The sequence below is a fragment of the Methylobacillus methanolivorans genome (assembly GCF_044751345.1).
In the GTDB taxonomy this organism is placed as follows: domain Bacteria; phylum Pseudomonadota; class Gammaproteobacteria; order Burkholderiales; family Methylophilaceae; genus Methylobacillus; species Methylobacillus methanolivorans.
Map to the genome: position 1 here is coordinate 45,991 of NZ_JBIWXY010000001.1, position 11,788 is coordinate 57,778.

Genomic DNA, 11,788 nt, shown 5'->3' on the forward strand with positions numbered 1-11,788 from the left:
GGCAGTGTGTTGCCCTGAGGTGTAGCTTACTTCATGACTATTACGATCTTGTTGCTGCTGGCATTGCTTGCAGCCAACCTGCCTTGGTTTTCCGAGCGCTTGTTTTATATCATCCCATTGAAAAGCCAGCCCAAGGCCATCGGCTGGAGCCTGCTGGAATTGATCGTGCTTTATTTTGCTGTTGGCGCGATTGCCATGATGGTCGAGAAGGGTAGTGTTGGGCAGATTGCGCCACAGCGCTGGGAGTTTTATGCCATTACCTTCAGCTTGTTCGTGGTGTTTGCATTCCCTGGGTTTGTTTACCGTTATCTCTGGCGCAAGGCATAGCGCCAGTCACCTAAAGTTCATCCATGAGTCATTCTCCCTATAACGATCAGGATCTCGCTGAGGTCACCTTGTCTTCCGAAACGATTGCCGAAGGTGGCATGTTGCTGGTCAAGCGTGACCAAGTGCGTGTCCCATCTGGCGCCACCAGTCAGCGCGAGTATGTCATTCACCCCGGTGCAGTGGTGGTGATTCCTGTACTGGATAATGGCAACCTGTTGTTAGAGCGGCAGTTCCGTTACCCGTTATCGCGCGTGTTCATCGAGTTGCCCGCAGGCAAGATTGATGCGGGAGAGCCTCATCTGGCGACTGGTCAGCGCGAATTGCTTGAGGAAACGGGATATACAGCGGCAGAGTGGATTTATCTGGGCTTGCAGCATCCTTGTATTGGTTATTCCAATGAGGTGATTTACATCTACCTTGCGCGTGGCTTATCTGCAGGACAGCATAATCGGGATATAGACGAGGCTTTGCAGTTGTTTGAGGCCAGCTTGGAAGAGTGCATGCAGATGATCAGGCGTGGTGAGTTGACGGATGGCAAGACTATGGTGGCGTTGTTTCATGCTGAGAAATTCCTGAGCGGTGCATGGCCGATGGAAGCATAGTGATGAGTCGGGTGCTGATTGCGGGGTGCGGCGATCTGGGCCTGGAGTTGGCTAGGCGCTTGGTGGCTGAGGGACATGCTGTCACTGGCTTGCGGCGTTCGGCCCAATCCATGCCCGAGGGAGTGCAAACCTTACTGGCTGATGTCACTCAACCACAGACGCTGACAGAGATTGTCAATATCCAGCCAGAAATCCTGGTGTATTGCGTAGCTGCCAGCGAGCATAGCGATGAAAGTTATCGCCTAAGCTATGTTGAAGGTTTACGCAATGTCTTATCCGTGCTGAATGAAGCATCATTGCAGCATGTATTTTTTGTTTCCAGCACTGGCGTTTACGGGCAGGAAACAGACGAGTGGCTGGATGAAGGTTCACCTGCTATTGCTACGCATTTCAGTGGTAGGCGCATGCTGGAGGCTGAGGCTTTACTGGATGGATATCCATCCACTATCCTGAGGTTTTCAGGAATTTATGGCCCAGGACGCAGACGTATGCTGACCTTAGCGCAAACGCCTGAACAGTGGCCGGAAAAAAATGGCTGGACCAACCGTATTCATCGTGATGATGGCGCGGCATTTATAAGCTACCTGATTCAACAGCGGCAAAATCTCCAACTAGATCCCCTTTATGTGGTGACTGATCATCAGCCATTGCCCGTGCACAATCTATTGCGATGGCTTGCTGATGAGCAAGGCGTTGATTATGCCGGTAGGGAGATGCCTCCTGTGCAAGGTAACAAGCGCTTGAGTAACCAGCGTATGCTCGCAAGCGGATATCAGTTTATCTACCTTGATTACATTGCCGGGTATAAATCATTACTTGATGCCATGGATTAAGTATTGCTCTACATGCCACTGAAAACGCCACAAGGATTTCCTTGTGGCGTTTTTGCTTTTACGGCCGTCTCAACAAAATCCTTAGTCGGGTTGGGTGATTTTCCCGATGTTGGATTTCAAATATAGCTATGTCTCAACAACTATTTACGCGCAATAGCTAAGTCAGTTTAGTCAGACTTCTTGCAAGCATCATGCTTTCCGGCGATACGGTGTCACAACGTAAGTGTGAACACTTTCCTTTTTAATCGGGAATCTTTCATCTGTCGCAGTTGTTACAAATTGTTAAAAATTGTTTCTGCCGAGTAACAACCGATCGGCAGGGAGTTTGTAATCAAACCAGAATGAGGAGAAGTATATGAAAGGCAGAGTAACCCACGTCGGTATCAGCGCTGCAGTTAGCAGCTTGCTGGTACTTGCGACGATGCAAGGTGCTCAGGCAAACCAAGATCTGCAAAATCTGACAAAGAATGCAGACAACTGGGCCTTGCAAACCGGTAACTTTACTGGTCAGCACAATAGCACATTGAGCCAAATCAACAAAGGCAACGTCAAGAACCTGAAGGCAGCTTGGTCTTTCTCCACCGGCGTATTGCACGGTCATGAAGGCGCGCCTCTGGTTATTGGCGACATGATGTACATCCACAGTGCATTCCCAAACAACACTTTTGCTGTGAACCTGAATGATCCAGGCGTGATCGCTTGGCAGCACAAGCCTAAGCAAGTTGCTTCTGTTAAAGCTGTTGCATGTTGCGACATCGTTAACCGTGGCTTGGCTTATGGTGACGGCAAGATCGTGAAGACTCAGCTTGATGGCAAGTTGGTTGCCCTTGATGCTAAGTCCGGCAAGATCGTATGGGAAATTGAAGTATGTGATCCTAAGGTTGGTGCAACACTGACTCAGGCTCCATTCATCGCTAAGAACACAGTTCTGGTTGGCTGTTCTGGTGCTGAGCTGGGTGTTCGTGGTGCAGTTAACTCCTTCAACCTGAAGACTGGTGAACTGCAATGGCGTGCTTTTGCAACTGGTCCTGACGAAGAAGTGAAGCTGGCTAAGAACTTCAATAGCGACAATCCACACTACGGTCAATTCGGCCTGGGTCTGAAGACCTGGGAAGGCGATGCATGGAAAATCGGTGGCGGTACTAACTGGGGTTGGTACGCTTACGATCCTAAGCTGAACCTGTTCTACTACGGTTCTGGTAACCCAGCACCATGGAACGAAACCATGCGTCCTGGCGACAACAAGTGGACCATGACTATCTGGGCTCGTGACCTGGATACAGGCGAAGCCAAGTGGGGCTACCAAAAGACTCCTCACGATGAGTGGGACTTTGCTGGTGTTAACCAAATGATCCTTTCCGATCACAAGGTTGACGGCAAGGTAACTCCTCTGCTGACTCACATTGACCGTAACGGCATTATGTACACACTGAACCGTGACAACGGTAACTTGGTACAAGCTGCTAAGGTTGATCCAGCAGTGAACGTGTTCAAGAAGGTTGACCTCAAGACAGGTACTCCAGTACGTGATCCAGAGTTCAGTACACGTATGGACCACAAGAGCACCAACGTATGTCCTTCCGCGATGGGCTTCCACAACCAAGGTCTGGATGCATTGGATCTTGACGAGCCAATCGTTTACGCAGGTCTGAACCACATTTGTATGGATTGGGAGCCGTTCATGCTGCCATACCGTGCTGGTCAGTTCTTCGTAGGTGCAACACTGGCTATGTACCCTGGACCTAGCGGCCCAACCAAGAAGGAAATGGGTCAAGTACGTGCCATGGACATCGTGACTGGTAAGTACAAGTGGACTAAGTGGGAGAAGTTTGCAGTTTGGGGCGGTACTTTGGCTACCAAGGGCGGTCTCGTTGCTTACAACACACTTGACGGTCATATCAAGGCCCTGGACAAGGACAATGGTAAGGAATTGTGGAAGTTCAAGATGCCATCTGGTGGTATCGGTGCTCCTATGACCTACCAGTTCAAGGGTAAGCAATACATCGGTTCCATGTACGGTGTGGGCGGTTGGCCTGGTGTTGGTCTGGTATTTGACCTGACCGATCCTAGCGCTGGTCTGGGTGCTGTAGGTGCCTTCAAGGAACTGCAGAACCACACACAAATGGGCGGTGGCCTGATGGTGTTCAGCCTGTAAGTTAGTAAAAGCAAGCTGATGTGATATTCCGGGGCAGCAGGTCTGCCCCGGTATCTAAATGAAATTGTGTTTTGGAATTGAGTACACATGCATATTGTTAATAAGAAGTCCTGTATTAATGCTGTTCAAGCTGCGCTTCTTGGTTTTGCTGGGATGATTGCTTTGCAGGCTCAAGCAGCTGATGAATTGAAAGTATGCGCTGGTAAGGATGAATTGCCTTACTCGAATGACAAACAACAAGGTTTTGAGAATGAAATTGCCAAGGTGATTGGCAAGGCGATGAATCGCAAGGTCTCATTCGTTTGGTGGTCTGATGCTCGCTACGCAGTTAGGGATTTTCTAGACAAGAAGCAGTGCGATGTTTTACTGGGATTGGATAAAGGCGACCCAAGGGTGCTGACTACCAAGACCTACTACAAATCTGGCTATGTGTTTGTAACACGTAAGGACAGAGAGATTGATATTCATTCTTGGGATCATCCATATCTCAAGGAGCGTAACTTCCGACTCGGTTTTCTTCCCGATAGTCCAGCTAAGAACATGATGCTTGAGATTGGTCGTTTTGACGACATGTTCGACTATCTGACCGAACTGACAGATTTCAAATCCACCCGTAATCGCTACATCAAGATTGATGAGCGCAAGTTGGTGGATGATGTAGTTGCCATGCGCTTGCATGCTGCAGCACTGTGGGCGCCTAGTGTGGCCAAGTATGTGGCAGAGTCTACAACGCCATTGAATATGGTGTTGATTGAAGACAATGCACAGCGTGCCAATGGCAGCAAGATTCCAATGCAGTATGAAACGGTGATGGGTGTAAGGCTTGGGGATGAGGCTTTAAAAGCTGAATTGGACAAGGCCATTACCTCTAGTCAGAAAGAGATTAATGCGGTTCTTGAAAAAGAGCACATTCCTCTTTTGCCGATCTAGTTTTTTTGTGTAACTCCGGGGTAGTAAATGTTTAAAAAATTAGCAGTTGCAGGTGGTTTGAGTGTGTTTTTGGCATCAGGTTTTGCCTTGATGCCTGCGCAGGCAGATCTGGATTTTCGCGGCACCATTTCTGGTGAGCCTTTGGATTTTACCGGTGAGGAAGAAAGTCCTCAGTTCAAGGAGTTCAAGAACACTGGTATTAATCCATACAACGGTAACCAGGAAGCTTTGAATAAGGGCTATGTGATCTTTGCTACCGCATGTTCTGGTTGCCATGGTCACTTGGCTGAAGGCAAGTTGGGTCCTGCATTGAGTGATGACTACTGGACATATCCAACCAACCTTGAAGACAAGGGTTTGTTTGAGACTATTTACGGCGGTGCAGCCGGTCAAATGGGTCCTCAGCAAGGCTTGCTAGAGCCTGATGAAATTCTGCATGTAATGAGCTGGGTGCGTGCTTTGCAAACTGAGCCAGAAAAGGCAAAGAAAGCGGTCGATACTTTTGAGCATCGCAACGGGTAATTGCAATTAGTCGTGTATTAGGAATTCTACCGGGATGCTGACTGGTGGCACCGGTAGATAAGTAGTACCACCAGCAACCATAACACAAGGAGATATCAATGAAACGCGTTTTGACATTAGTAGCAACCGTAGGTGCGATGGTTGCCTCTGGCCTTGCTTTTGCATATGACGGCCAAACCTGTAAAGAAGCTGGCAACTGCTGGGAAGCTAAGCCTGGCTATCCTGAAAAGATTGCTGGTTCCAAGTACGATCCTAAGCACGATGCTGCTGAACTCAGCAAGCAAGAAGCTGCTATCAAGGCAATTGATGAGCGCAATGCAAAGCGTATTGCCAATGCAAAGGCAACTGGCAGTTTCAAGTTTGACGTGAAGTAAGCTTGTGATATGTCGAAGGCTGATGTCCGGATACGGACATCAGCCTTTTTACTCATAAGCGCGATATGGTGATTTATTTCAATGACATTTTCTTAAGTGTCATTCAAATAAAATCTTCAGTCAGCAGGATGCAATAAGATGCAAGAGCAAATAAATCTGAATGAGTGGCGTGAGCGTGCACTCTCATTTGAGCAATCTGCCAATAAGGTAGTGCTGGGGCTGGAGAAACAGGTTCGGGCACTGACAATCGCCATTTTCTCCCGTGGTCATGTCCTGCTGGAAGGTGATGTCGGGGTAGGTAAAACCACGTTGCTGAAAGCAGCTTCCCGCTTGCTTGGTGGTGCTTACCAGCGGATTGAGGGCGCTATTGATCTCATGCCTGGTGATTTTCTTTACCATGCTTATATTGATCAAAACGGTCAACCAGCTGTTGCGCCCGGCCCATTGTTGCGGCATGAAGAAAATCTTGCTGTATTTTTCTTCAATGAAATCAATCGCGCCCGCCCACAAGCACATTCTTTGTTGCTAAGGCTGATGGCTGAACGTAGCGTCAATGCGTTCAACCGTGATTATTTCTTCCCTCATCTCACTGTGTTTGCTGACCGTAACGGCCTTGAGCGTGAAGAAACATTTGAATTGCCTGCTGCTGCACGTGATCGTTTCTTTATGGAAATCTCAGTGACTGCGCCTGAAGACAAAGCACTGCAACGCGACTTGATGTTCAGCACACGTTTCCACGATGCGGATGCTTTGATTGAGACCTTAGAACCAGGCATTGTGCCCTACGACAAGCTCAATGCAGTATCAGCGACGATCCAAGAAAATGTACGCGCCGAGTTGGCCTTGCAGGATTACGCTGTCAACATCTGGCAGGCCTTGCGTCACCCAGAGCGTCTTGGCATCGAGATTGAGGACGTTGATATCACTCGCTTGGTGGCAGGTGGCGCTAGTCCTCGTGGTATGGCCATGTTGATGCGCGCAGCACGTACCCGTGCGTGGCTGGAAGGCCGAGATTATCTTACTCCCGATGATATTCGCGCTGTTTTCCCTGAGACCGTGGGGCACCGTGTGTTCTTTACACCCGCGTATGAATTGCGCCGTGAAGATATTGCCCCTGCATTGCTGAGCGGCGTACTCAACAAGATCCCTGCGCCTTAAGTTGGACAGGCCCTGACAGGCAAGCATTATTGTGGCAAGTTTCACACCCCAGGAATTTTATTATCACCTGCGTTGGCGCGCTCGCGGTGCTCAGCCGGGTGCGCATGCAACACGTACGCCAGGTAGCGGCACAGACTTTGCCGGGCATGTCCCCTTCATGGATAACCCCGATCCACGCCGTTTGGATCTGCGTGCAAGCCTGAGAGTGATTCCGCGACGTTACGTGGTGCGATCTTTCTTCGAGCGTGGCGCAATCGTTGTGTATGCCTTGCTGGATATGTCAGCTTCTATGCGTTTTGCCGGGAATGCGGAAAAAAAGCGATTGCTGGCGGATATTTCGGCAGCGATTGCCTGGTCTAGCACGCGTCATGGTGATGCTTTTTCGCTATTGGCCTGTGATGATGTCGTGAGGCAGGATCTATTTACACCGCCATCTTCCCGGCGTGGCTTGGCGCACGAGTTGCACCAAAAAATATTACACGCCGACATCCACCCGCAATCGGGCGCCAAAGGCTTGCCCAAAGCCATTGAGCAGGTGCGCCCAAGCCGCTCCCTTGTGTTTCTGATTTCAGATTTTCACCTGGATGAAGCGTTGCTGAGTAATACCTTGTCCAGCTTTTCCACTCATGATGTTGTGCCATTGGTGCTTTGGGATAGCAGTGAATATCGTGACCTTCCCGATTGGGGATGGGCTCGTGTTCGCGATATGGAGGGTGGGGGTGATCGGTCCATATTCCTGCGTCGTAGCCTCAAGCGTGAAATTGAGCAACGCTACCTTGCCCGCAAGGATGAACTCAAGAGGCTGTGTCGGCAATACGGTGCCCGCGCACCATTTTTCATTGAAGATAAATTTGATGCTGGCTTGCTGACGCGTCATCTTTTGGAGGCTAGTTAATGAGACGTGTATTGTTGTCTTTGCTATTTCTGAGCTTGCCTGCTTTTGCTGCCGAGAAAAGCATTAATGCCCAGTCTTTCATCCGCGATATTGGTTATCGCGTAGGGGATGTGGTTGAGCAACGAGTAGAAGTCATCGTACCAGCGGGATTTGAGCTTGATGAGAGTTCTCTGCCCAAGCGTCTGGGAGCTGGTGCTCATATTGAGCTGCGTGATGTCACACATCAAACCGAGCGAGTCAGCAAGGGTATTAAGCATACTTTCCTATTTGATTGGCAAGTATTCCGCACCTTGCGCGATGTGCGGCCTATCCCCTTACGTGCGCTGGATTTGCAATTCCGCCAGGGCAGTGAAATATTGGTAGCCCGCTTGCAACCGGCAGAAATCCTGATGGCACCAATGTTGCCCACGATGCTGACCAAGGAGCAGGCAACGCCGCGCGAAGCCATTGAGCCTCAAATTCAGCCATTGCAGCCCATCCTGCAGCAATTAGGTTGGTCTATTGTGGGATTGCTGGTAGCGGTTTTATATTTTGCCTGGCGTTTTGATTGCTTGCCGTTTAAAACACAACATGCGAGTCCTTTCCGCAAGGCGCAACGCGAAATTCGACGCCTGGGCAAGCAACAAGAGGCGTTGCCGCAATCCATGCGTATCTTGAGCCGTGCTTTCAATGACTATGCTAATACAGCTGTTACCCAAGAAGGCCTCAAGCATTTTTTCAGCCAACATCCTGAAACACAGCCATTACAGGCGGAAATAGAAAAATTCTTTCTCGCGACACAAGAGCTTTTTTTCGCCGGTAAGTCAGAAACAATCAGCAAGCCTGAAGTAGAGAAATTGGCACGTCAGTTGAGCCTGATGGAGACGCCGTGAACGAGTTTCTCCAGAATGCGGGTGCTGGCTTGCATGCGCCAGGCTGGCTGCTATTGCTGCTTCTGGCCTTGGTGCCCTTGCTTGTGCGCGGGCACGCTGCTTTTCCTTATCCATCCATTTCACGCCTACCCGAGGATGAGCTTTCGCTCTGGATCGAACGTTTCTGGCGTTGGGCTGGAGCGTTGGCAATCGCTGCGATAGCGGTTGCATTGTCTGGGCCATATTGGGGTGAAAAACAGTTGGAAAAAGTCGGGCGCGGAGCGCACGTCATGATTGTGCTGGATCGTAGTGCCAGCATGAATGACAGCTTTGCTGATTCTGCCAAGAATGATAGTGAATCAAAAATGTCGGCAGCCCGCCGCGTACTTCAATCGTTTGTGAACCAGAGCAGGGAAGATTTGCTTGGTATGGTGACCTTTAGCACTTCTCCTATCTTGGTTGCTCCTTTGGGTGGTGATCGTGAAGCGGTGCTGGCGGCACTGCGTGCCACTGAAGCAGGTGGTATGGGTTTCACTGCTGTTGCGCGCGGTCTTGGCATGGCGCTGGATTATTTTGAGGGGCGTCCGGTGACCGGTGCTCGTGCCATCTTGCTGGTGTCTGATGGTGGCGCGCACTTGGATGTGAAAACGCAAGATACCTTGCGTGAAATGTTTCACCGCCAAGGAGCCTCTCTTTACTGGGTGTATCTGCGCTCAGCGAATGGCGTAAGCATCAAAAGCGCTCCTGAAGATGAAGATCTTGATGCTTATCCAGAACACCAGCTACATGATTATTTCAAGTCCTTGGGTGTGAACTACCATATTTATGAAGCCGAGAGCCCTAAAGCGGTGGAAGAGGCTTTGGCTGATATTGCAGAGTTGAAGAACCAGCCCGTGAAATATTACGAAGCAGCTGCGCGCCAGGATTTGAGTTGGATATTTTATTTATTGTCGCTGTTGTGTGTTGCAGCTTTATTCGCCCTACACCTGACGGAGGTTAAGAGATGGCGCGCCGTTTAAGGTTGTTTCCCTGGATGTTGCTTTTACTGGTATTGGCTATTGCAGGCCTCGTCTGGAGTGGTCTGAACTTGTATCGTGCCAGCGTTTACAACCACAAGCTTGAAGCCGGGCAGTTGCAGGGAGGCCAGTCCGCTAGGGAGTTGTTTGCCGATGCCGCATTGCTGGCTGAGCAGGGCCAGACAGAGAAAGCCCTGGAGTTATATATTGAGGCAGCAGCCAAGGGGGATGACGCGTTGCGCAAGGCGGCTTATTTCAACTCTGGCAACCTGTACCTCGCACAAAGTGTTGATACCCTCGAAAGTGAAGGATATGTGGCCTGGGATAAGGTCGGCCCGTTGATGTCACTATGTAAGGAAAACTACAGCAAGGCTCTGTTGATTGACCCAGAGTGGATTGAGGCTAAATACAATCTGGAGCTTGCATTGAGACTCTCCCCCACGTTTGCCGGCGTCAAGACGCCCAATCGCTACAACGAGGATGATGATGAAGTGAAGGAAGACGAAAAGCGCCCTGATGGTTGGCCTTCGATTCCTGGTTTTCCTAGAGGGATGCCTTGATTTTGCAGCACTGGAAATTATCTCGCCTAGATTTGCGAGGCCGCATGATGCTGGCCAGCGTGATATTGCTGTCCGTTACCATGCTAAGCCCGCATGCGACCTTGCCGCGCCGGGTGTTTGACTGGTTTTTTGTGCTGGACATCACGCAAAGTATGAATGTGCGTGATTACACGCTAGATGGTAAAAGTATCAGTCGGCTGGAATTATCCAAAAAGGCCATGCGTGAGGCTCTGCGTGATCTGCCTTGCGGCTCAACTGTGGCACTGGGTATGTTCACCGAGCGAGGTGCGCAAAATATTGTGCGCCCACTGGAGGTCTGCGCGCATTTTTCGGCATTGGATCAGACCATAGATCATATGGATTGGCGCATGGCCTGGGCTGCTGACTCATTCATCACGCATGGGGTGTTAAGTGGCATTGAGCTTTCTGCCAAGTTGGGGCCGGATGTTCACCTGGCATTTTTCACCGATGGACATCAAGCACCGCCATCCAACCCTGATTACCTGCCCAAGTTCGAAGGTAAACCTGGAGAGGTGGGAGGTATTCTTGTCGGCACAGGAAAAGAGGAGCTCAGCAGAATTCCTAAGCTGGATGAGCATGACAACATCATTGGCTACTGGGAACTAGAAGAGGTGATGCGATTTGCTACCTTTGGCATGTTCACTTCCAAGTCTGTGCATGACATGGAAAAAGACATGGAGGTCGAAGAGGATGATGACGGCCTTAATCGCCGTAATGCCTCTCATGGACGCAACCCAGCAGAAGATACCAAAGCGAATTTGTCCGGACTTAATGAAAAAGAGTTGAAACAATTGGCTGAGACCACAGGTCTGAAATACAAGCGCCTGGATTCTCCTCATGGATTCGCTAGTGATGCGACAGCGACCAGTATGGCAACTTGGCGCTCTGGTAAAACTGATTTAAGACCCTGGTTTGCCTTGCCTGCATTGTTACTGATTTTGGCATTCTTCATGCCACCAAGATTTTTTGATTTCGTTCAACAACATTTGAGGTTTAAAAAGAGATGAAGTTACTTATTGCTGTACTCAGCCTTGCCATTGCGGCACCTGCGTTTGCACACGGCCCTACGCCTCGCAAAACGGATGAAGCTGTTGTAGTGAAGGCTGCTCCAGATGCCGTATGGGCCAAGATTGCCGAGCCTTGTGGCATTGCCAAATGGCATCCTGAAGTGAAGGCTTGCGAAGTTGTCGATGACAAAACATCCAACATTACGCTGAAGAATGGCGGCAAGATTCAGCAGCAGGTGGATGAGTTAGATGTAGCAAACAAGACATTGAACTACCGTCTCGGTGGTGAAATCGCGCTGGAAGCCTTGCCTGTGAGTTCCTTGACAGGCCGTATCAAGGTTGAAGCAGACGGTAGCAACGCTAAGGTAAGCTGGATGGCACGATTCTACCGTTTTGATACTGGTAATGAGCCGCCTGAAGGTCAGGACGACGAAACTGCACAAAACGCAGTGGATAGCTTCATCAAGGCTGGTCTTGCTGGCTTGGAGTCAGGCAAGTAAATCACGATTGATCTGACATCAGATAGATAAAAGGGCA

The 11,788-nt window shown here is 49.8% G+C and carries 14 protein-coding genes; all 14 read left to right on the top strand.

The genetic code is table 11. The features are described from left to right. Positions 1–33: 33 nt before the first annotated feature. The 14 genes from ACIKP9_RS00230 to ACIKP9_RS00295 all read left to right on the top strand — a co-directional run bounded on the left by ACIKP9_RS00230 (position 34) and on the right by ACIKP9_RS00295 (position 11,751). On the top strand, positions 34–327 hold the full coding sequence (locus ACIKP9_RS00230) for a DUF2818 family protein (RefSeq protein WP_400877713.1): 294 nt from the start codon (positions 34–36) through the stop codon (positions 325–327). A 23-nt stretch (positions 328–350) separates the two neighbouring features. Beyond that, on the top strand, positions 351–929 hold the full coding sequence (locus tag ACIKP9_RS00235; RefSeq protein ID WP_400877715.1) for an NUDIX domain-containing protein: 579 nt from the start codon (positions 351–353) through the stop codon (positions 927–929). Between the two features lie 2 nt (positions 930–931). Beyond that, positions 932–1,762 carry an SDR family oxidoreductase gene (locus ACIKP9_RS00240; RefSeq protein WP_400877718.1) on the top strand — a complete coding sequence of 277 codons (831 nt, stop codon included), beginning with the start codon at positions 932–934 and terminating at the stop codon, positions 1,760–1,762. A 355-nt stretch (positions 1,763–2,117) separates the two neighbouring features. After that, entirely contained in the window at positions 2,118–3,917 is a 1,800-nt protein-coding gene (locus ACIKP9_RS00245) for a methanol/ethanol family PQQ-dependent dehydrogenase (RefSeq protein WP_400877720.1), read from the top strand. An 87-nt stretch (positions 3,918–4,004) separates the two neighbouring features. After that, entirely contained in the window at positions 4,005–4,847 is an 843-nt protein-coding gene (gene moxJ, locus ACIKP9_RS00250; protein ID WP_400877723.1) for a methanol oxidation system protein MoxJ, read from the top strand. Between the two features lie 27 nt (positions 4,848–4,874). Then, on the top strand, positions 4,875–5,369 hold the full coding sequence (gene moxG / locus ACIKP9_RS00255; RefSeq protein ID WP_400877726.1) for a cytochrome c(L), periplasmic: 495 nt from the start codon (positions 4,875–4,877) through the stop codon (positions 5,367–5,369). Between the two features lie 98 nt (positions 5,370–5,467). Further along, a complete protein-coding gene (locus ACIKP9_RS00260) occupies positions 5,468–5,743 on the top strand; it encodes a methanol dehydrogenase [cytochrome c] subunit (RefSeq protein ID WP_230346675.1) in 276 nt (91 codons plus the stop codon). Between the two features lie 138 nt (positions 5,744–5,881). Next, a complete protein-coding gene (locus tag ACIKP9_RS00265) occupies positions 5,882–6,901 on the top strand; it encodes an AAA family ATPase (protein ID WP_400877730.1) in 1,020 nt (339 codons plus the stop codon). A gap of 31 nt (positions 6,902–6,932) precedes the next feature. Continuing rightward, complete coding sequence (locus tag ACIKP9_RS00270) at positions 6,933–7,796, top strand: DUF58 domain-containing protein (protein WP_400877733.1); 864 nt, start codon at positions 6,933–6,935, stop codon at positions 7,794–7,796. Then, positions 7,796–8,668, top strand: a complete 873-nt coding sequence (locus ACIKP9_RS00275; protein ID WP_400877736.1) for a hypothetical protein — start codon at positions 7,796–7,798, stop codon at positions 8,666–8,668. The genes ACIKP9_RS00270 and ACIKP9_RS00275 overlap by 1 nt, the downstream gene beginning before the upstream one ends. Further along, positions 8,665–9,666, top strand: coding sequence for a vWA domain-containing protein (locus ACIKP9_RS00280; RefSeq protein ID WP_400877739.1), 1,002 nt, complete (start codon positions 8,665–8,667; stop codon positions 9,664–9,666). Before ACIKP9_RS00275 ends, ACIKP9_RS00280 begins: the two co-directional genes overlap by 4 nt. Continuing rightward, complete coding sequence (locus tag ACIKP9_RS00285; RefSeq protein WP_400877742.1) at positions 9,651–10,223, top strand: hypothetical protein; 573 nt, start codon at positions 9,651–9,653, stop codon at positions 10,221–10,223. Before ACIKP9_RS00280 ends, ACIKP9_RS00285 begins: the two co-directional genes overlap by 16 nt. Further along, complete coding sequence (locus ACIKP9_RS00290; protein WP_400877744.1) at positions 10,220–11,251, top strand: vWA domain-containing protein; 1,032 nt, start codon at positions 10,220–10,222, stop codon at positions 11,249–11,251. The genes ACIKP9_RS00285 and ACIKP9_RS00290 overlap by 4 nt, the downstream gene beginning before the upstream one ends. Further along, positions 11,248–11,751 carry an SRPBCC family protein gene (locus ACIKP9_RS00295; RefSeq protein ID WP_400877746.1) on the top strand — a complete coding sequence of 168 codons (504 nt, stop codon included), beginning with the start codon at positions 11,248–11,250 and terminating at the stop codon, positions 11,749–11,751. Before ACIKP9_RS00290 ends, ACIKP9_RS00295 begins: the two co-directional genes overlap by 4 nt. Positions 11,752–11,788 lie beyond the last annotated feature (37 nt).